This is a genomic window from Vreelandella gomseomensis (assembly GCF_031451645.1).
Classification (GTDB): Bacteria; Pseudomonadota; Gammaproteobacteria; order Pseudomonadales; family Halomonadaceae; genus Vreelandella; species Vreelandella gomseomensis.
The window spans coordinates 51467-71422 of sequence record NZ_JARWAI010000001.1; the positions used below are offsets into that span (position 1 = coordinate 51467).

The following is a 19956-nucleotide window of genomic DNA, read 5'->3' on the forward strand; positions in this document are numbered from 1 at the left end:
GTCGGCCGCGCGGGTGCCGCTCAACCGGATAGCCGACGCTGACTAAGCGCCGCGTCTACCTTGGCATCGTGGCCGTAGATATCCGGGCGGAATTCGATCTCGCCCTGGGCGTTGGGCCAGGCGGTCAAATAATGCAGCGCAATCGGCACGCGCCGGGGCAAGCTTACCTGGTGGTCATTGCCACGGCTGGCCATCAGGCGCGACAGCTGCGCCGAACTGCCGGTATCCCGGAGCAACAGCTGGGCAAAATGGGTAACACCCTCCACCCTGACACAGCCCGAGCTCAGCGCGCGCCGGTGCCGCTGAAAGAGCCCCTGGGCAGGCGTGTCGTGCAGGTAGATCATGTGGTTGTTGGGGAAGCGCACCACCACGCGCCCCAGCGGGTTGGCACTGCCCGCCACCTGACGCAGCATGATATTCCCCGGCCGCTCCCAGTCGACTGTCTCGGCCGCCACTGGGTTACCCGAAAAATCAACGACCTGGATGTTCTCGTCGGCGAGATAACCGACATCATCGCGCACCCGGGGAAGGACATCCTCGCGCAGAATCGTCGGCGGAATCGTCCAGCTTGGGTTAACGGTCAGATGGGTGATCGCCGAGTGTATCACCGGGGTCGCACGCCGCGGTGTCCCCACGATAACGCGAGTCTGCCAGTGCTCGCCGTTGGGCCTTGTGTAATGCAGCCGGTAGCCCGCCAGGTCGACCCACGCGCTCGGCGCCGCATCCGATTGGGCGCCCATCCAGCGGGCGCGTTCAAGATTGACCCTGAGCTGATCGGCCCGTGAAGACAGCGGCACGTTGAGCGCACGACGTGTCTGCTCGCCGACGACGCCATCCTCCTGGAGCAGATGACGACGCTGGAAACGCTTGACCGCCGCGGCCAGCGGCGCGTCAAACTCACGCTGATCCGGGGCATTGGCGTCGATGTGCGGATAAGCCTCGGGGTTCGCCGCCAGTAGATGCGCTTCGCCCCAGTGCGTCAGCCGGCGACGCAAGGTGAGCACATCGTCATGCCGATCCCCCAGCCGCAACGATTCCTCACGCCGACCCAGGTAGGGCACGCTGGACTGGGAGGCACGCGACTGGAAGTCGGCATAGGCCGCCTTTAGCTGGCGATACGCCGGCGTATCAGGACGCGCCTGATCCAGCGCGGCCGCAATATCCATCTGATTGACCGCCTCGACCACCCGCGCCATCGAGTAGCCACGCGCTGGCCGCTCGCCATCCCACTGACTGCTTAACAGCCGAGGGTTCAACCGCCCGCGGTTCAGGTCATCAAGTGCCTGCAGCAGCGCCCGGCTTGCCCGCAGTTCAAAGGCGACCTGGGCCGATGCTCCGGCTGCCTGGCTACGTTCAAATCCTGCCATCAACGACCCGGCCGCATAGTGATCCGGATGGATCCCGTCCTGCACCAGGTCGTCAAGCCCCGCGACCAGCGCCCCCACGCTTGCCGAGCTCGTCCACACCGGCTGGTAGTCGCGGTGCGCGTAAAAGCGCTCGACGGGCAGGTGTTGATCGCTTTCGGTCACTTGCGCTTCCAGCGCCTCGCGCAGCGGCGCCGAGGTTTCGGTCTCGGCCACGGCACTACCGACCACGCCCGCGCTCAGGCAAAGCGCCACCCCTATCGCCCATTGTCTTAATGGCTGCCGCTCGTTCATTGGCCTCTCCTTGCGTTACTATGATCGCCCCGACAATGCGGTGTACTTCCTTTGTGATAATAGCCGGTTGGCGCCGGCCCCACCGCGTGCTAGCTGCAGGATGAACCTATATGATGCCACTTTTTTCGTCGCGTGCATGGCTTGTCTGCCTGCCGGTCACCTTTTTGAGCCTACCGCTTCACGCTGCCAGCTTTTTCAGTCAGGTCAATGCGGCACCGCCTCACGGCGTTCTGCCTCTGCATCATCAGCTGCTTCAGCTTGCCCCCGGGGCCAGCCCGGAGGCACTCCGCCTGGCCGCCCAGGCACTCAGCTGCCGCGATCCCCATGCCGAGCGCCTGGCCGTGATCGATTACTCGCTACCGTCAACCGAGCCGCGCCTCTGGGTATTCGATCTGGCACAGCACGAGCTGATGTTTCAGGAGCTCGTCTCCCACGGACAGGGATCCGGCGATGCCCAGGCGGAGACTTTTTCCAACGTTCCCGACAGCCATCAATCAAGTATCGGGCTATTCAAGACAATGAATAGCTATTACGGCCGCAACGGCTATTCGCTGCGCCTGGAAGGACTCGAAGCCAACGTGAACGATAACGCCTTTGAGCGCGCCATCGTGATTCACGGGGCCGACTACGTCAGCGAGGCCTTCATCGATCAAACCGGCCGGTTAGGGCGCAGCCATGGCTGCCCGGCGGTTCGCGAAGAGGTCACCTACCCGCTGATCGACAGCCTGAAGGGCGACCACTATGTCTTCGCGTACTACCCGGATCAAGAATGGCTGGCGACCTCTCAGGTGATCAACTGCCCGAATGCACCGTCGCTCGCCCAGCACTACCCGATGGCAGACAGGCCTGACGATAGCTGAATGGCTCGGAAGATAACGGTTCCAGCCGCGATGTGCCATGCTGGTAGCCATCTGGCTGTTAGTTGACCGCCAACCGCAAGGAGGCAAGCCAATGGTTCAACCCAAATCGTTAGACCTGGCCTTACAGGGAGGCGGCGCCCACGGTGCCTATACCTGGGGCGTCATTGATCGCTTACTGGCGGATGACCGCGTTGAGATCGAAGGCATCAGCGGCACCAGCGCCGGGGCGATGAACGGCGTAGTGATGGCCGACGCCCTGACCCGCGGTGACAAGGAAACCGCCCGCGAAGCCCTCCACGACTTCTGGCAGGCGGTCAGCCGCGCAGGGATGGCCAGCCCGATTCGTCGCACGCCCCTGGACAAGCTGACCGGCAACTGGAGCCTTGACCACTCGCCGGGCTATATCGCCATGGATCTAATGAGCCGCCTGGTCTCGCCGTATCAGTTCAACCCGCTGAACGTGAACCCGCTGCGCGAGATCCTCGCCGAGCGGATCGACTTTGACCGAGTTCGCCGCTGCGAACAGCTCAAGCTGTTCGTGACGGCCACCAACGTGCGTACCGGCAAGCAACGGGTGTTCCGCCGCCAGGAGATGAGCCTGGAGGCGGTCATGGCATCGGCCTGCCTGCCGTTTGTGTTCCAGGCCGTTGACATCGACGGCGAGGCCTATTGGGACGGCGGGTATATGGGCAATCCGGCGCTGTTCCCGCTGATGGAGGAATGTAGCGCCCGAGATATTCTGCTGGTGCAGATCAACCCGATTCGCCGGGACACCGTCCCGACCACCGCCTCGGGCATCATGAACCGCCTCAACGAAATTACCTTCAACTCGGCGCTGATAAAGGAAATCCGCATGATCGCCATGCTCAAGCAGGTGCTTGACGCCCAGGGCATCGAGAACTGCTATCAGCAGGCACTGTTTCACCGCATCAGCGGCGAAGGCGCGCTGCAAGACCTTTCGGTTTCCAGCAAGCTCAACGCCGAATGGCCCTTCCTGTGCCATCTGTTTGAACAGGGGCGCGCGGCGGCCGACCGCTGGCTGGAAGACAACCTCGACGCGCTGGGCCATCACTCGACGCTGGATATCGAGGATGTCTACCAGGACGACAGCGCGACGCCTGCCGAGGCACCAATATAAGTCAGACCGCGTATGCCAGTGCCCAACCATGCAGCACTGGCCGGGTGGTCACCGCTTGCTCAGCCAACCCCCTAAAAGTAATTAGCTGATAAACATATAAAAACTGCGCCATGGCAACCACTTTGCATAAATGTAAGCAGTGGTGGTAGGCGTGGACCAGGCCCAAGCGGGTACGAGTGCGTCGAACCTGACCTTCAATGAAGAAGGCATGTTCTCGTGAACCGATAACGCTGCGCGATTGCTGCGCAGGGTATTGAACTCGTAACAAGACCCGTGAGGCCATCCCATGGATATTCGCAACAAGGCCAACCGCATTCGGTTGCTCAATTTTTCGACGCCGCAAATGCGTGCGTTCCATTTTTCCTGGTTTGCTTTCCACCTGTGCTTTTTCGGCTGGTTCGGCATTGCCCCGCTCATGGCGGTGGTCCGCGAAGACCTGGCCCTGACCCAGACCCAGATTGGCAATACCATCATCGCCTCGGTAGCCATCACCGTCATCGTCCGCCTGGTGATTGGCGTATTGTGCGACCGGCTGGGACCGCGCAAGACCTACTCGGGGCTGCTGCTGCTCGGCTCGATCCCGGTCATGGGTATTGGCCTCGCCGATAGCTTCGAGACCTTCCTCATGGCGCGGCTGGCGATCGGCGCCATCGGCGCGTCGTTCGTGATTACCCAGTACCACACCTCGATCATGTTCGCGCCCAACGTGGTAGGCACGGCCAACGCCACCAGCGCGGGCTGGGGCAACCTGGGCGGGGGCACCACCCAGATCGTGATGCCGCTGATCTTTGCCGGCATGCTGATGCTGGGCGTCAACGAGGCGCTGAGCTGGCGGTTAGCCATGGTCGTGCCGGGCGTCGTGCTGTTCTTTACCGGCATTGCCTATTGGCTGTTTACCCAGGATGCCCCCGATGGCAATTTCGACGAGCTGCGCGCCCGGGGCGAACTGCCCGCCGCCAGCGGCGAGCATGGTGCCGTGCAAAACTTCATGACCGCAGCAAAGGATATTCGCGTCTGGGCGTTGTTTGTGGTGTACGGCCTGTGTTTCGGCGTGGAGCTGACGATCAACAACATTGCCGCCATCTACTTTTTCGATAATTTTGAGCTGACGCTGGCAACCGCCGGCCTGATTGCCGGGCTGTTCGGGCTGATGAATATTTTCGCGCGCACCCTGGGCGGCATGTTTTCCGATCTGTTTGCCAAACAGGGCGGCCTGAAAGGACGCGTGCGCTGGTTATTGGTGGCGCTGATATGCGAAGGGATCGCACTGGTTGCCTTTTCACAGATGCACGTCCTGAGCCTGGCCATTGGCATCATGCTGGTCTTCAGCCTGTTTGTGCAGATGGCCGAGGGCGCCACCTACGGCGTGGTTCCGTTCATCAATAAAAAGGCCCTGGGGGCGGTGGCCGGTATCGTCGGCGCGGGCGGCAACGTCGGTGCGGTATCCGCTGCTTTCCTGTTCCGCAGCGAAAGCCTGACCTATCAGCAGGGACTGTTCTACCTTGGCCTGGCGGTACTGGCGTTGGCCTCTTGCGTGTTGCTGGTGCGCTTCAGCGATGCCCAGGAAGCCGAGGAAGCCATGGCCTATCGCGATGCAGTGGGCGACGACACCGGGGCCGGTGCCCTATCGTTACGCTAAACAACGCCGACGGCGGACCTCCACGGAGGTGCGCCGTCCTGGCGGTGAGCCACAAGGAAATGCGTTATGTCTTCAGCTCAACAGTTACTGTTAACCGCCAAACGTTGCGATATCGACAACCTGACCCATCTGGCCACGACGTGCGATATCGTTGGCGATATCAGTCACTTCATTCACATGCTGCAGCGTGAACGCGGGGCGTCGACGATTTTCCTGGTCTCCCGGGGCATGCGCTTCAAGGAACGGCGCGCGACATACCAGCAGCATAGCCAGGACGCGGAAGCCTTGTTGCGCCGCCGTCTCGAAGCGCTAAGCCAGGAAGCCCGCCCCCAGGCCGCCGCCCGCCTGCTACGCCGGATCGCCACGGTATGGGCCGCGCTGGACGAGCTTGACGCATTGCGCCACGCCATCGACACCTTTGCCATTACCCCGGACGCGGCCACCCAGGCGTATAACCAGCTGGCCAGTGGCTTGCTGGCAATCGTCTTTGACGCCGCGGATACGGCCGTCGATCCGGACATCACCCGCGCGCTGGTGGCCATTTTTCATTTGATGCAGGGCAAGGAGCTGGCCGGGCAGGAACGCGCCTGCGGTGCCTTCGGCTTTACCCAGGGGTATTTTGACGATGCCCACAGCGCCCTGCTCGCCCAGCTTATCAACGACCAGCAGCGCTGCTTCGATACCTTTGAGGAATTTGCCTCACCGGACGCCCGGCAGTGCTGGCAGCAGGAGCTCTCGCCGCGTACGCTCTCGGGCATCGGCCACCTGCGCGACATTGCCTGCCAGCGGCGCTCGCATCCCGACTCGCCGGACTCGCTTGGCGAGACCTGGTACGAGCTGGCCACCCTGCGTATCGATAGCATCAAGAACGTCGAAGACGCGCTCAATGCCCAGCTTACTGCGCTTTGCCACCGCAAGATCGATCAGGCCAGCGCCGCGCTGGAAAAGGCCAAGGCCGATCCCGCTACGAACACTCCGGCGCCCTGCGCGCAGCTGCTGGCGTTGACCAGCGCCGAGCCGCTGGGCGACCTGACCGCCAATGCGCTCAACTCGCCGCTGGGCCGTTCGCTCATCGAGCTGACCCAGGCACAGTCCCGACGCCTGCAAGGCCTTAGCGACGAGTTGGAAAACACCCGTAAGGCGCTGCGCGAGCGCAAGCTGATCGAGCGCGCCAAGGGTCTGATCATGGCTCACCAGGAAATGACCGAGGAGGAGGCTTATCGTTTCCTGCGCACCACCTCCATGAACCAGAGCAAAAGCATGGCGGACATGGCTCAGTCGATTCTCGACCTTTCCTCCATGCTCAAGCGCAAGGAAGCCAATCACTGAGACACACGCCCCATTCGTTCGCAGGCTTATGATTTGCACAATGGCGCCAAGTTAGCCATCCTAAAAGGATACTTCTGGTTAACTGCGAGGAGCGCAAAGGATGCAAAACGGCGTACTACTGATCACGGGGGCATCAAGCGGCATCGGCGCCGCGACGGCGCGTGCGGCCGCCCGGGAAGGCTATAAACTGGTATTGGCGGCCCGCTCCACGGACAAGCTCAGCGCGCTCGCCCAGGAACTTGGGCCGGAGAACGTGCTGACCTGCGAACTCGACGTCACCCGGATGGACGCCCAGCAGGCGATGGTCGACGAAGCGCTGGAAACCTTCGGCCGTCTTGATGCGGTCTTCGCCAACGCCGGATGCGGCGGGACACCGGGCGGCTTCAGCGGGGCCGATCATGAGCGCTGGAAGGACATGATCCTGACCAACGTCTACGGCGTCGGGCTGACCCTTCAGGCCTGCCTGCCGGCGCTCAAACGCAGCAAAGGCCACGTGCTGCTGACCGGCTCCGCCGCCGGGCGAGCAACCATACCAGGCTCGATGTACAGCGCCACCAAGTGGGCCGTGACGGGCATCGGCTACAACCTGCGCGAGGAACTGCGCGGCACCGGCATGCGGGTCACGCTGATCGAGCCCGGCATGGTCGACACCCCCTTCTTTGATGAACCACCGGAGCACGCGCTGGAAGACCGCGACATTGCCAATGCGGTCATCTACGCGCTGTCGCAGCCCGCCCACGTCGACGTCAATGAAATACTCGTTCGCCCCACCCCGCCGGTGGAGTGAGCGCTTTTGTAGCGCCCCGCCTTGCAATTCAACGGTACCGGCCGCATAACGGGTAGATAACAAGCGTGCTAATGATCAGCCCGACATCACGCCGTCGGGCCATGATCGGTACGCCTTTTTCTATACGGTTCTACAGGTGAAGCATGAGCGGACTCGCGTCTACCGCGCTATCGGTATTGGATCTTGCCCCGATTCGTCAGGGCGGCAGCGCTGCGGAAACGTTTCAGGATAGCGTGTCACTTGCCAAGCTCGCCGAACAGCTGGGCTATGAGCGTTACTGGCTGGCGGAACACCACAACATCGAGGGTATCGCCAGTGCCGCGACAGCGGTGCTGATTGGACATATAGCCGGACACACCTCGCGCATTCGCGTCGGCAGCGGCGGTATCATGCTGCCCAATCATCCGCCCCTGGTAGTGGCCGAGCAGTTTGGCACGCTCGAAACGCTCTACCCCGGGCGCATCGACCTGGGGCTTGGTCGTGCGCCGGGATCCGACGGCGCCACCATGCAGGCGATGCGTCGCCATGCCCGAGCCGGGGTAGACGACTTCCCCGCTCAGCTCGACGAGCTACGCGGCTACCTTGGCGATGCCCCGCCCCAGCAACGTGTCAAGGCCGTGCCCGGCCAGGGCACACACGTGCCTATCTGGCTGCTGGGGTCGAGCGGCTTCAGCGCGCAGCTGGCCGCCAAGCTGGGCCTGCCCTTTGCCTTTGCCGCCCAGTTCGCGCCCGGCTACCTGTTCGAGGCGCTACGCCTGTATCGCGACAACTTCCAGCCGTCGACCCATCTGGACGCCCCCTACGCAACGGTCGGGCTGCCGGTGATCGCCGCCGAGAGCGACGCCATGGCCCATTACCTGGCGACCACGGCCCAGCAGAAATTCCTCAACCTGATCCGCGGCAAGCCCACGGTGTCGATGCCTCCGGTGGAGCAGCTGGACTGGACGCCCATGGAGCGTGCCCAGGTCGAGCAGTTCCTGGGCGCTGCGATCATTGGCGGCCCCGAGACGGTCAAAGCCCGACTGAGCGAGTTTCAGGCACGCACGGGGGCTAATGAGCTGATGATCAACAGCGATTTCTACGACCCTCAGGATCGGCTGAAAAGCTACCAGATCGTCGCCGATGCGGCGCGCTGAACGCCACAAAGGCCATGCGCCTGGCCTCTCCATCCTGTCTATCGCTTGCCGGGGATGAAGCCAGTCTTCAAGCGTGATTCCTCAGCCTTGAGGATCGGTGGCGCAGCTGCGCTGCCATTGCTGTTCGACGGCGTCGCTGCCCATGCCGTTGAGCAACGCCACGTTGCGCTCGGGGATCGCCGCCGTATTGCCGTAATAATCGATCGCCCGGGCGACGCTCTCCTCGCGGAGCAAGTGCACCATGGCGTAGGGAGAACGGTTGGTATAGTTGGCAGCGTCGCCCGGATCCGCGTCCGCAAAGCAGTAATCCGGGTGAAAGCTCGCCAGCTGGTAGACGCCTTCATACCCCTGGTCGACCAGGATGCTTTCGGCCAGGTCGATGAAATCCAGGTAGTGATCGAAGCTCTTGAATAGCGTAGGAAACACCAGCAGCGTGGTTTCCGTCTCCGGGTGCTCATCCAGCCACTGCACCTCGACCATCAGCTCCTCGAGTGCCACCTCGATTTTCTTGGAGCGCACCACCTCGACGCGCACCGCTTGCCTCTCCAGCTCGCGCCGCGCAAACGGGCAGATGTCGTGGGCTACAATAAAGCCGTTGACCCAGTTCAGCGTCTGGGCGATGACCGTTTTATCGGCGTCCTGCATGCCTGCTCCTCTTTGTTAGCTTCGCCGATGCCCGGCGCGTCGGGCGACAGTTTACACGTCAGCGCTTGATTAAGCGTGAGCCTCGTAACGTTTTAACGCCACCTGATAGGACTTATGGATATGGTCGTCCATCAGCGCCCGGGCGGCCTTGGTGTCGCGCTGAAGCGCCAGCTCCACGAGCTGGTGGTGCTGATCATCCAGCGTCTGGCGCACCGTTGGCATTTTCGGCCCCAGGCGACGGTAACGGTCAAACTGGTCGTGGAGCTGTTCGATAAAGCGCAGCAGCCAGACAGAGCCGCAGGGCGCCACCAGCGTGCGATGAAACTGGCTGTGCAGCGTTTCCCATTCCTCGTCTTTTTCAAGCGACATGTCGGCGCGCTTCAGGCGATGCGCCGCAGCCAGCAGCTCCGCTTCCCAAACGGCATCGCCGTGCTGGATCGCCCGTTCGAACGCCATGCCTTCCAGCTCAAGCCGCATGCTGGCAATGTCGTCCAGTTCGGCACGGGTCAGGGTGGGCACTCTGAAGCCACGCTGGTTTTCCTGGATCAACAGGCCATAGGCGGCCAGCTTGTTCAGCGCTTCACGCAGCGGGCTCAGGCCGACGTGATAATGCTCCTTGAGGGCATTGATCGCCAGCTTCTCGCCTGCCGCAAAACGCCCGCCGACCAGATCCCGCCGCAGTGTTTCGTAAATCCGGCTCGACGCCGTGCTGATAACCGGTTGAAGGTGTTGATTCATGTCAGATCCTTTTTCATCCTGGCGCCCATGCCCTGAACCACACGGGAGTTGACGCCCTGGGAAGCCCTCGCTTATATTCTATTTTATATCAAATAATCGATTTTTTAACTGACAAACGATCAACAAGGGTCGGCTATGCGCTGTTTCTCATTTTTGGCCTTCCAGGGCCACCACCTGTGATCTCATCGACCCCCACCTGGCAGCTGTTCTGGGCCTTCTTGCGCGTCGGCCTGCTGGGGTTCGGCGGCGGTCCCGCCATGATACCGCTGGTACGCGCCGAGGTTGTCACCCGCCACCGCTGGCTCAGCGATGAAGAGTTCGCCGACGTACTGGCCATCGGCAATACCCTGCCGGGCCCCATTGCCACCAAGATGCCCGGCTACATCGGCTATCGGGTAGCCGGGGTCACCGGTTGCATCGCCGCCGTCGTCGCGATCATCGTCCCCATGATCGTCGCCATGATTATCATGTTAGGCATTTTCAGCCGCTACCGCGATGTCGCCTGGATTCGCGGCATGGGCCAGGCGGTGGTGCCCGTGGTCATGGTCATGATGGCACAGCTTACCTGGGATTTTTTCGATAAATCCCAAGCGGCCCTGGGCTGGCTGGCCAGCGGTCTCATGGCGGTCATTGCGGCGGGGCTTATTTACTGGCTCGGCGTGCATCCAGGCTGGGTGATAGGCGCCATTCTGCTCGCCGCCCTGCTGCGCCCCACGGGCACTAAAAACGCCAAGGAGTCGGCATGATTTACTGGGAGGTGTTTCTCGCGTTTTTTATCCCCAACATCATTGGCTATGGCGGCGGCCCGGCGATCATTCCGCTCATCGAGGCCGAGGTGGTGGGCCGCTATGACTGGATGACCGCGCAGGCCTTTGCGGAAACCCTGGCGCTGGGCAACGCGCTGCCAAGCCCCATCGCTACCAAGATGGCCGGGTATATCGGCTACGAAGTGGCCGGGATCGGCGGTGCTATTGTCGCGGTGGCCGCCACGGTGATCCCTACCCTGCTGCTGATGCTCGGCGCGCTTGGGCTTTTGTATCGCCACCGCGATTCGCCCCGGGTGAAGCGCATGAGCCAATGGGTACGTCCGGTCATCGCCATGATGATGGCCTGGCTGACCCTCGGCTTTTTGCTGGAAAGCGTTGACAGCAGCGGCGCCGTCCACACCCTGATCATCGGCGCCGTCGCCGCCGTTGCGCTGATTCGGTTCAAGACGCACCCAGCCTTTGTGGTCATCGGCGCGCTGATTTATGGCGGACTTTTGCTGGGTTGAACTGGCTATCCACGATTAACCATCGCATCATGGCCCTCCGTATCTGCCAGGTCGTTGCCGTTCCATTATGTCACCACCCTCGTCACCCGCCGCTTCTTCGTCATCGCCACTTGGCGGCTTTCTTGGTGTCTTCCGCTATAGCCGCCGGGCACTGGGACTGGTGTGGGAGACCTCACGCTGGATGATGCTTGGCCTGGCGCTGTGTACGCTCGTGGCCGGCGTGCTTCCTGCCGTTGCTGCCTGGGTCGGCCAGTTGATCGTCGATGGCGTGGTCAACGCGATGGACGCGCATCAGGCTGCCACCGACCCCAACCTGCTGGTGTCCATCACGCCGGTACTTACGCTGGTGGCCTTCGAGGCACTGATCATTGCACTGATCGCGCTCGCCCAGCGTGGCCTCTCGGCCCAGCAGTCGCTGCTGCGGGCGCTGCTGGGGCAGAAGGTCAATGTGATGATTCTTGAGAAAGCCGGGCAGCTGTCGCTCAGCCAGTTCGAGGATTCAGAACTCTACGACCAGCTGACCCGGGCACGGCGCGAAGCCTCCACGCGCCCGCTGGCGCTGGTCAATAAAACCTTTGGGCTGCTGCAAAATGCCATTTCGCTGGCCAGCTTCGGCGTCTTGCTGGTGCAGTTTTCTCCCTGGGCGCTACTGATCCTGGTAGCCGGCGCGCTGCCGGTGTTTATCTCGGAGGCCAAGTTTTCCGGCGATGCCTTCCGGCTGTTTCGCTGGCGCTCGCCGCAGACTCGCATGCAGATGTACCTTGAAACGGTGCTTGCCCGGGAGGACAGCATCAAGGAGGTCAAGCTGTTTGGCCTTGAGGGGCTGTTCCTCAAGCGCTATCGGGATATTTTCACCCGGCTGTTTGCCGAGGAACGTCGCCTCACGCTGCGCCGCGAAAGCTGGGGGTTTGTCCTTGGCCTGCTGGGCACCCTGACCTTTTACGCGGCTTACGGCTGGGTGGTGATTGAAACCATTGCCGGCGCGCTGACGCTGGGTCAGATGACCATGTACCTGATGGTCTTCAAGCAGGGCCAGGCCGCGCTTTCCGCGAGCCTGACCGCGATTAGCGGCATGTACGAAGATAACCTCTACCTTTCCAACCTGTATGAATACCTGGAGCAGCCGGTGGACGCCGACCAGGGCACCCTGACCCAGGGAACCTTGCCCGGCGACGGCCTGCGCTTCGAGCACGTCAGCTTCGCCTACCCGGGCGGCGCACCGGTCTTGCACGACGTCACGCTGCACCTATCCCCCGGGCAGAGCCTGGCCCTGGTGGGCGAGAATGGCTCCGGCAAGACGACCCTGATCAAGCTGCTGACGCGGCTCTATCACCCCACCGAAGGGCGGATCCTGCTCGATGGCAGCGACTTGCGCGACTGGAGCACCCAGGCGCTGCGCGAGCGCACCGGGGTGATCTTCCAGGACTTTGTGCGCTACCAGCTACAGGTGGGGGAAAACCTTGGGGTCGGCGACACCCATGCCTTTGACGATGAGCAGCGCTGGCAGCAAGCCGCCCGGCACGGCATGGCGGATGACTTCATCAGCGCCATGGCCAGCGGCTACCAGACCCAGCTGGGTCGCTGGTTCAAAAACGGTCAGGAACTCTCCGGCGGCCAGTGGCAGAAGATCGCGCTCTCCCGCGCCTACATGCGCGAGAACGCCGACATCATCGTACTGGATGAACCCACCGCCGCCATGGATGCCGCCGCGGAGGCCGCGGTCTTCGCCCGCTTCCGCGAGCACAGCCGCGACAAGATGGCGATTCTGATCTCCCACCGCTTCTCCACCGTGCGCAGCGCCGATCTCATTCTGGTGATCGACCAGGGCCACATCATCGAGCGCGGCACTCACGATGAACTGCTCGCCGCCAAGGGCCGCTATGCCAAGCTGTTTCAGCTGCAGGCCAAGGGCTATCAATAAACCAGGCCTTGGCCTGGTGATTCCCATACTTAACTGATTAGCAAGTTAATAAAACAATCGTGAACAAAGGTGACGAAGTTCATAAAGGCGTCGACGCTTTTAGTACTTTAGCGGTAGTGTGCGCTCATTAGATTCCATTAAAGGATTATTCAATGCGCCACCTCCATAAAATCAGCGTCAAATACGCCTTAGCCTTTATCAGCGTTGCGATAGCATTATTATTTATTGTCATCGCTGACGCCTTACTCGTTAACATGGTGAAAAGTCGATTGGATACTTTTATCACCAACTATATACCCGCCACCACCGCAACACTTAACGGCGATAGAGACCTTTACCAGGCGCGTGCCGCCGAGATTGAGTATCTGTTGTCAGACCCTTCAGGTGAGCGGGGATCCGCCCTCATTGCCGAGTTTGAAGAAAATGCCCAGCAGGCGTACGACCGCATGGAACGTTATGCCGGGTTAATGAAAAACTATCCGGAACTCATCTCTCAGTTAGCCACTTTTGACACCTCATATCGCAACTGGAAGCAAGAGGCCACGCGTGTTTTCGAACTGCACCAGAATGGCGACACATCAGCCGCCCGCGCCATGCTTTCCGGTTCGTCACTGGAGGCTTTCAATGCATTGCGTGATATCTACGATGTATCCGGGGTCAATATCGAGACGGCCGCCTACCAGGCAGAAGAAGCCGTTATTGATAGAATCCAGGTTCAGCAAACCTCAACGATTGTCTTTGCCGCTATCGCGTTTTTAGCCGCCGTCGCGACTGCCTTGCTAGGCCCGTTGATGATGTCGCGCGCCATTCGTCGCATCACGGGGCGAATCAAGGAAATCACCGACGGGGATGGCGACTTGACCGCCCGTATCGAAAGCAGCCGCCGTGATGAAATCGGCGAACTCGCGCAGCAATTCGATGCTTTCATCAAACGGATCGACGACACGCTTCAGTCGGTGAGCAGCAGCACCGTCAGTCTTCAGCACGCCTCGGGGGAAATTGCCAAAGGCAGCCAGGAACTGGCGGCACGGACGGAACAGGCGGCGTCCAATTTGCAGCAGACCTCGGCCTCCATGGAGGAAATCGCGGCAGTGGTCAATAACGCCTCAGACTCAGCGGAACAGGCCGACCAACTCGCGACGTCGACGCGCAAGTTTGCCCAGCAAGGCCTGCAGGCCATGCACAGCGTCGAACAGACGATGGATAGTATCAGTGAGTCATCCTCCGAGATAAGCAACATCGTCAGCCTCATCGAGAGTATCGCATTCCAGACCAATATACTGGCGTTGAACGCCTCCGTTGAGGCCGCTCGGGCGGGTGAACACGGTCGCGGCTTCGCCGTGGTGGCCCAGGAAGTCCGCACGCTGGCGAGCCGATCCAGCGATGCATCAAAAAATATCAACGAGCTGATCAACACCTCTATGACGAGAACCCAGTCGGGCGTCGATCAGGTCAAGAAAACCGGTGCCACCATGCAGGAAATGGTCAAAAGCATCGAGCGCGTGGCTGACGTCATTGCCGAAATCAGTTCAGGGGCGAAAGAACAGAGCGTAGGCATCGGTCAGGTCAATGACGCCGTCAGCGAGCTGGATAGTATGACCCAACACAATGCTTCAATGGTGGAAGAGTCCAGCGCCGCCGCCGCCGAGTTACGCGCACAAGCCGAACGTCTGGGCGCACTGGTCGGTGCCTTCAAGCTCAGCAATACGCAAAGCGATTCCCAGGCAAACCAGGCGGTGAAGGTCACCAACGATCAACCCTCACCCTCCAGAACGACCACGTCGCCTCTGCTGACCAAATCCCAGCCCTACGAATGGGAGTCTTTCTAGTACCACAAACTTCCTTGGGTTTCTCGTTGAACCCAAGGAAGGCTGCCTGACGGCAGCGTCACTTAATGCTATCTGCGCCTTGATGTGCACAACAATGCCATGCATCGCCGCCACAGGATCCTATATGATTCGCAACGCATTAGTCATCGACGATGATGCCGATATACAGCTATTGGGCACCATGCTGCTTCAGAAGCTCGGGTACAATGTCGCAACGGCGGGATGTCTTGGCGAGCTGGCCCGTCAGCCATCTTTACTCAATACGGAACTGATCTTGCTGGATCTGGGACTTGGCGAATTTACCGGTCTGGACATTATCGATTATCTGCATGATTTACGTCTGAATGCCGCCATCATAGTGACCAGCGGTTGCTCTGAAGAGGCGGCGGCACATACGATCGAGAGTGGCAATCAAAAAGGCCTGTGCATGCTGGGCTTCCTGCCTAAAACCAAACTGATGACAGGCTTGGCGCCATTTATTGATTCACTCAAGCAGTCGTCCAAACCGCCCGTCAAAGCAGAGCTGGAAAAGGCCCTTCGTGACCGTGAGCTCTTTCTGGCGTTTCAGCCCAAGCAGGACCTTCACACGGGCAACATAACGGGCGTTGAGGCATTGGTGCGCTGGCAGGACCCACAACGCGGGGTTCTTTATCCGGACAGCTTTATTCCACTGGCCGAAAAACAAGACCTGATACTGCCCCTCACCTGGCATGTTATCGAACTTGCGCTGGCGCAACAGGCCCGCTGGCAATCCGAAGGGATCGACTTGAATGTTGCGATCAATGTCCCCGCTGCGTTTATCCAGGCAGAAGGGATGCTGGCGACGTTCGATCGCCTGACGCAACGGCATCATATTTCCCTGGACAAGATTACCCTGGAGCTTACCGAGTCAGCCGGCATTGAATGCTTGGGTTACGCCCGACACGTGCTTGAAACGCTGAGGCGGAAGGGATGCCAGCTCGCCCTGGACGATTTTGGAACCGGTTACTCGTCCATGGTTCAGCTCTACCGGCTGCCATTTACCGAGCTCAAGATTGACAAAAGCTTTGTGTCACGGATTGACCATGATGACGATGCCCGGGCCATTACTCTTTCCATTATCGACCTGGGTAAGCGGCTGGGGCTCAAGGTCGTGGCTGAAGGCATCGAGACGTCCTGCCAGCACACCCTTCTGGCGCAGTACGGCTGCACGCTAGGCCAGGGCTACTTCATTGCTCGTCCGCTAGCGCGCCATGCCCTCGACACCTGGTTAACGAGAGAGCCTCACTTGGCGCAGTAGACGAGACATGCGCCTTGCCCTAAAGCGGGCCACAGATCAATCCCGCGTCCTGCAACGCCCTTTGGGTAGACGCCTTGAGGCTTTTCAAGCGTTCCAGATACATGGCCAACTCGTCGGGTGTTGCAGTGTCCGCGCGACGTTCTATGTGACTAGCCTGCTCGGCAATCGCAAGGCAACCTAACGATAAACCAGCGCCTTTTAGTGAATGGGCTTCTTGGGACAGATGCTCGCGCGCCTCTGATGCATTAAACGCTTCAAGCCGCACATAACGTTCATCAAAACGGGTTATAAAAGCGCTCAGCAATGCATCAAGAGATGCTGCGTCAAAGGTGTCTCTCAACTCATTGCAAAGATGCTCATCCAGCAATGGTGGCTCACCGTCATGCTTGTCTACTGGTGGTGCTGATGAGGTTGGCAAAACGCCTCGTTCAGTGGCGGGGCTTGGCAACTGTTGTGTGGCCAGGTGGCGGTGTATCCCTCTGAAAAGCTCGTCTCTGGTAAAGGGCTTATGGATCATGTCGTCCATGCCGCTTTGCATGCAGCGTTCACGATGCTCGGCCATTACATTGGCGGTCATCGCCAGAATAGGCATGCGAGGTAGCTGATGGCGCGCCTCGAACACCCGCCAACGACGGACGGTTTCCGGCCCATCCATTATCGGCATTTGCATATCCATCAAGACGAGATCGATCTGCCCGTGGTGCGCTTGAAGTTCGTCAAGTGCCTCCTGGCCATTTTCAGAAATGGTCACCTTCGCCCCCAGGTACTCCAGCATTCCTTGTGCAACGGTCTGATTCAATGGGTTATCCTCCACCACCAGAATATGGTGATAGGACGTCAGCACACGGCGTTGTTCGTCAGGGTCGTCGCCCACCATCGGCTCAGCGACATCCATGTTGACCTTGAACCAGAACCGGCTGCCTAATCCTGGCTGACTGCTGACACCGATATTTCCTTGCATGGCTTCCACTAGCCGCTTGCAAATGGCAAGGCCAAGCCCGGTACCCTCATGGCGACGCGCGATGGACGCATCGACTTGTGAGAAGGCCGTAAAGAGCTGTGCTTGATGCTCCTCAGAAATACCGCAGCCGGTATCAAGCACCTCAAATAGAATGTTATTGCCTGTTAGTGACCTTACGTAAAACCGAACGACACCCTCTTCCGTAAACTTCAGCGCATTGTTGATCAAGTTCATTATGATCTGCCGCAGCCGTGCAACATCGCCGATAACATAGCGCGGCAATGCAGGGTCGACCCAGTAATGAAACATGACGTTCGACCTTGGCTGTTGCAGTGCATAGCTTTCACAAAGCTCATCGATGCACTGGTGAAGGTTTAATGTCTGATAATCAAGATCGAAACGCCCCGACTCGATTTTCGTGTAGTCGAGTATATCGTTAATGACGGCGCGCAAACTTTCCGCACTGCGCTTTAAAGCAGCCAGATAGGTGACAGCCTTCGGCGTTTTTACTTCGTCTTTCAATAAATCCGCCATGCCCACCACCCCATTCAACGGGGTGCGAATTTCGTGGCTCATCACCGCCATAAACTCTGACTTCGCAAGGCTTGCTTTTTCTGCTCGGCTGGCCGCCTCGTTCAATTCATGGCCTTTGACTTCTAACGCCTGGGCCTTGCGCATACTGGAACGGCCTTCCAGAATCAGGGCACGCACTAACATACCCCCGGAAAACATCAGAAAAATGATAAGTAACAGTACTAAACCGTATAGGTGAGTTAATACCCGACGCTCATCGCTGCGTGTCTTGGACACGTGGGCGTTGGTCTCGACCAAGATGTTGTTGGTAAGCTGCTGCAGGGCAGTCGCCTGTTGATGAAGAACCGAGCTCAACTGACTGCCGAGTACGGATGGCGTTTCCCATAGAGGGGCAATCAGGGTTTCCATCTTTGCAATATTTGCCTGGGACGCTTGGACATCGCCTTGAATATTTCCCAGCGCTTCAACAGCGGCGCCTATTTCTCCCTGCAAAAAAAGTGTTTGTCGGCTGTACAATATTTCATAACGTACCAGCAGGTCATCAATGGCGGAGTCGCCTGCTTGTGATTCATGCAATGACAGCCGAAATTCGCGCACTTCTCGATCAAACTGGTACGCCGCCCATAGCAGGTTTTCAAGCAGCCGGTTTTCCAGGGCATTTTGCCGACTATAAATCACCCCCCCTACCGTGAGGGCCGAAAGAAAAAAAAGGATCGCTGAGAATGTCGCGATCCTGGTGCGGCGGGAGAAATAAAATTTCAACAAGGCCAGCATGATAACTGCTCAGTAATGTCATTCAACATTGATGCGGTTCACCTGCCATACGGAACGCACCAGGATCTCTTCGTTAAGAAGCTCTGGATGGGTATCAAAAGGGTAAATGACAAATAACGGGCCATGATCGCGTATACGCAGTGTTTTACCGTCGGCCTGCATGGCCAGGATCACGTCGTACGCTTCAAAGTCGCTGACCGGTATCGTCGCCGCGTAATCATTCAGTGCCGAGACACGCACATGCTCTCCATTGGCGCCAGCGGCATCGAGTACCGCCCGACCGAGAGGACCCGAAAAACGCACGACACCATCATACCACGGCGTGCGTGAAGCGGTTTCATGCTGGGCCAGCGCTTCCAGCATGGCTTTGTCAAAATGGGCTTCATCGCCGACATTCGTGTGTTCCACCTTGCCGCTCACTACCAGCAAGACACGCCCCTCAGGTGCATTCAGCGCAAGGGCCTGGACAGGCAACATGACGGCCATTGCAACAACGATAAAACCCAGATATCGGCTCATGGGGAACCCCAGTGTAGTTGTTCAATTTAAAGCGAGTATATAACGACCGTTCGATGACAAACTGTGAACCTTTGTGTCAACGCATCACTATCCACTAAACTTAAGATATGGTTTTTTTGCATCTTCGTGGATGACATTTATAAGTTGATAACTAAGGTAAAACACCATGCATATTGGCGTACTTGAAGACGACCTTGACCAGCAGGCCTTCATCGAACATTGCCTGATTGCCGCAGGTCATTGCGTAGCGCTTTTTGCTCGCGCCAGCGAGCTGACTCGCGCCATCCGCCAGCAAACGTTTGATTTGCTGATTATCGATTGGCGCCTCCCCGACAGCTGCGGCATGGACGTTGTCGGCCACTTGCGGCAGCACGAGAGCTGGAAAGGCCCCATCCTGTTTATCACCGCCAGTCAGGGGGAGGATAACGTCGTCCGCGCTCTGGAGCAGGGCGCGGACGATTTTCTTGCCAAGCCGCTTCGCCCTAAAGAGCTTATTGCCAGGGTCAGCGCGCTGGGTCGACGTGCAGGCTATACGCCCCCACGTCCGGCGGCTGCGTGCCCGGAGGCCTTCACTCTGCACACCGACGAGCATTACATCAGCGTGGCAGGCCAGCCCGTTAATTTGACCGAACGTGAGTATCGGTTGGCTGCCCTCTTTTTTTCCAAGATCGGTGAATTGATCACCCGCCCCCATTTGCTCGAGCTTGTCTGGGGCATCAAGGGAGACGTTTCAACGCGCACTGTCGATACGCACGTAAGCCGCCTGCGCCGAAAATTGGAACTGGATGGTCGTCATGGTCTGCGCCTGCGCAGCGTTTACCAATCCGGGTATCGAATGGAAACCTGCCAAGCCGTCAACACGGAACGAGAAGCTGAGTAGGATGGCGCCGGGTGGCATCAGCATGCTGAGCGTCATGAAAAACGAGAAGAATCACG

At 59.5% G+C, this 19956-nt stretch carries 17 protein-coding genes; 12 read left to right on the forward strand and 5 right to left on the reverse strand.

Going from position 1 to position 19956, the window contains the following annotated elements; all coding sequences use genetic code 11:
• Window positions 1-20 precede the first annotated feature (20 nt).
• A complete protein-coding gene (locus tag QC815_RS00245; RefSeq protein WP_230446212.1) occupies window positions 21-1658 on the reverse strand; it encodes a L,D-transpeptidase family protein in 1638 nt (545 codons plus the stop codon).
• Window positions 1659-1768: 110 nt separating this feature from the next.
• Here QC815_RS00245 and QC815_RS00250 point away from each other — a divergent pair, with 110 nt between their 5' ends.
• The 6 genes from QC815_RS00250 to QC815_RS00275 all read left to right on the forward strand — a co-directional run bounded on the left by QC815_RS00250 (window position 1769) and on the right by QC815_RS00275 (window position 8547).
• Window positions 1769-2518 carry a murein L,D-transpeptidase catalytic domain family protein gene (locus QC815_RS00250; RefSeq protein WP_422828097.1) on the forward strand — a complete coding sequence of 250 codons (750 nt, stop codon included), beginning with the start codon at window positions 1769-1771 and terminating at the stop codon, window positions 2516-2518.
• A gap of 91 nt (window positions 2519-2609) precedes the next feature.
• Window positions 2610-3656 carry a patatin-like phospholipase family protein gene (locus QC815_RS00255; RefSeq protein ID WP_230446211.1) on the forward strand — a complete coding sequence of 349 codons (1047 nt, stop codon included), beginning with the start codon at window positions 2610-2612 and terminating at the stop codon, window positions 3654-3656.
• Window positions 3657-3942: 286 nt separating this feature from the next.
• Window positions 3943-5295 carry a NarK family nitrate/nitrite MFS transporter gene (locus QC815_RS00260; RefSeq protein ID WP_309766314.1) on the forward strand — a complete coding sequence of 451 codons (1353 nt, stop codon included), beginning with the start codon at window positions 3943-3945 and terminating at the stop codon, window positions 5293-5295.
• A gap of 66 nt (window positions 5296-5361) precedes the next feature.
• Window positions 5362-6624 carry a nitrate regulatory protein gene (locus QC815_RS00265; RefSeq protein WP_230446209.1) on the forward strand — a complete coding sequence of 421 codons (1263 nt, stop codon included), beginning with the start codon at window positions 5362-5364 and terminating at the stop codon, window positions 6622-6624.
• Window positions 6625-6724: 100 nt separating this feature from the next.
• Window positions 6725-7411, forward strand: coding sequence for an SDR family oxidoreductase (locus QC815_RS00270; RefSeq protein WP_230446208.1), 687 nt, complete (start codon window positions 6725-6727; stop codon window positions 7409-7411).
• A gap of 143 nt (window positions 7412-7554) precedes the next feature.
• The gene (locus tag QC815_RS00275) at window positions 7555-8547 is read left to right on the forward strand and encodes an LLM class flavin-dependent oxidoreductase (RefSeq protein ID WP_230446207.1); all 993 of its coding nucleotides are present in this window, start codon (window positions 7555-7557) and stop codon (window positions 8545-8547) included.
• An 81-nt stretch (window positions 8548-8628) separates the two neighbouring features.
• Here the strand turns inward: QC815_RS00275 and QC815_RS00280 are convergent, their stop codons facing one another.
• Window positions 8629-9192 (reverse strand): DUF1415 domain-containing protein, encoded by a 564-nt coding sequence (locus QC815_RS00280; RefSeq protein ID WP_309766318.1) that lies wholly within the window; start codon window positions 9190-9192, stop codon window positions 8629-8631.
• A 69-nt stretch (window positions 9193-9261) separates the two neighbouring features.
• On the reverse strand, window positions 9262-9930 hold the full coding sequence (locus tag QC815_RS00285; protein ID WP_230446205.1) for a GntR family transcriptional regulator: 669 nt from the start codon (window positions 9928-9930) through the stop codon (window positions 9262-9264).
• 179 nt (window positions 9931-10109) lie between these two features.
• Here QC815_RS00285 and QC815_RS00290 point away from each other — a divergent pair, with 179 nt between their 5' ends.
• The 5 genes from QC815_RS00290 to QC815_RS00310 all read left to right on the forward strand — a co-directional run bounded on the left by QC815_RS00290 (window position 10110) and on the right by QC815_RS00310 (window position 16232).
• The gene (locus tag QC815_RS00290; RefSeq protein WP_230446460.1) at window positions 10110-10676 is read left to right on the forward strand and encodes a chromate transporter; all 567 of its coding nucleotides are present in this window, start codon (window positions 10110-10112) and stop codon (window positions 10674-10676) included.
• Entirely contained in the window at window positions 10673-11203 is a 531-nt protein-coding gene (locus QC815_RS00295; protein WP_230446204.1) for a chromate transporter, read from the forward strand. Before QC815_RS00290 ends, QC815_RS00295 begins: the two co-directional genes overlap by 4 nt.
• A 67-nt stretch (window positions 11204-11270) precedes the next feature.
• Window positions 11271-13124 (forward strand): ABC transporter ATP-binding protein, encoded by a 1854-nt coding sequence (locus QC815_RS00300; RefSeq protein ID WP_309766321.1) that lies wholly within the window; start codon window positions 11271-11273, stop codon window positions 13122-13124.
• A gap of 152 nt (window positions 13125-13276) precedes the next feature.
• A complete protein-coding gene (locus QC815_RS00305; RefSeq protein ID WP_230446202.1) occupies window positions 13277-14953 on the forward strand; it encodes a methyl-accepting chemotaxis protein in 1677 nt (558 codons plus the stop codon).
• A 124-nt stretch (window positions 14954-15077) separates the two neighbouring features.
• Window positions 15078-16232, forward strand: a complete 1155-nt coding sequence (locus QC815_RS00310; protein ID WP_309766323.1) for an EAL domain-containing response regulator — start codon at window positions 15078-15080, stop codon at window positions 16230-16232.
• 19 nt (window positions 16233-16251) lie between these two features.
• On the opposite strand, the gene QC815_RS00315 is transcribed toward QC815_RS00310, so the two are convergent.
• Both QC815_RS00315 and QC815_RS00320 read right to left on the reverse strand, forming a co-directional pair.
• Complete coding sequence (locus tag QC815_RS00315) at window positions 16252-18501, reverse strand: ATP-binding protein (protein WP_230446201.1); 2250 nt, start codon at window positions 18499-18501, stop codon at window positions 16252-16254.
• 18 nt (window positions 18502-18519) lie between these two features.
• Window positions 18520-19020, reverse strand: coding sequence for a putative pterin-binding protein (locus tag QC815_RS00320; protein ID WP_230446200.1), 501 nt, complete (start codon window positions 19018-19020; stop codon window positions 18520-18522).
• Between the two features lie 166 nt (window positions 19021-19186).
• Between QC815_RS00320 and QC815_RS00325 the strand changes: the two genes are divergently transcribed.
• Entirely contained in the window at window positions 19187-19900 is a 714-nt protein-coding gene (locus QC815_RS00325) for a response regulator transcription factor (protein ID WP_230446199.1), read from the forward strand.
• Window positions 19901-19956 lie beyond the last annotated feature (56 nt).

Coding starts and splice junctions, on each gene's coding strand:
- QC815_RS00245 (WP_230446212.1), bottom strand. CDS start 1,658: ATGAACGAGCGGCAGCCATTAAGACAATGGGCGATAGGGGTGGCGCTT.
- QC815_RS00250 (WP_422828097.1), top strand. CDS start 1,769: ATGATGCCACTTTTTTCGTCGCGTGCATGGCTTGTCTGCCTGCCGGTC.
- QC815_RS00255 (WP_230446211.1), top strand. CDS start 2,610: ATGGTTCAACCCAAATCGTTAGACCTGGCCTTACAGGGAGGCGGCGCC.
- QC815_RS00260 (WP_309766314.1), top strand. CDS start 3,943: ATGGATATTCGCAACAAGGCCAACCGCATTCGGTTGCTCAATTTTTCG.
- QC815_RS00265 (WP_230446209.1), top strand. CDS start 5,362: ATGTCTTCAGCTCAACAGTTACTGTTAACCGCCAAACGTTGCGATATC.
- QC815_RS00270 (WP_230446208.1), top strand. CDS start 6,725: ATGCAAAACGGCGTACTACTGATCACGGGGGCATCAAGCGGCATCGGC.
- QC815_RS00275 (WP_230446207.1), top strand. CDS start 7,555: ATGAGCGGACTCGCGTCTACCGCGCTATCGGTATTGGATCTTGCCCCG.
- QC815_RS00280 (WP_309766318.1), bottom strand. CDS start 9,192: ATGCAGGACGCCGATAAAACGGTCATCGCCCAGACGCTGAACTGGGTC.
- QC815_RS00285 (WP_230446205.1), bottom strand. CDS start 9,930: ATGAATCAACACCTTCAACCGGTTATCAGCACGGCGTCGAGCCGGATT.
- QC815_RS00295 (WP_230446204.1), top strand. CDS start 10,673: ATGATTTACTGGGAGGTGTTTCTCGCGTTTTTTATCCCCAACATCATT.
- QC815_RS00300 (WP_309766321.1), top strand. CDS start 11,271: ATGTCACCACCCTCGTCACCCGCCGCTTCTTCGTCATCGCCACTTGGC.
- QC815_RS00305 (WP_230446202.1), top strand. CDS start 13,277: ATGCGCCACCTCCATAAAATCAGCGTCAAATACGCCTTAGCCTTTATC.
- QC815_RS00310 (WP_309766323.1), top strand. CDS start 15,078: ATGATTCGCAACGCATTAGTCATCGACGATGATGCCGATATACAGCTA.
- QC815_RS00315 (WP_230446201.1), bottom strand. CDS start 18,501: ATGCTGGCCTTGTTGAAATTTTATTTCTCCCGCCGCACCAGGATCGCG.
- QC815_RS00320 (WP_230446200.1), bottom strand. CDS start 19,020: ATGAGCCGATATCTGGGTTTTATCGTTGTTGCAATGGCCGTCATGTTG.
- QC815_RS00325 (WP_230446199.1), top strand. CDS start 19,187: ATGCATATTGGCGTACTTGAAGACGACCTTGACCAGCAGGCCTTCATC.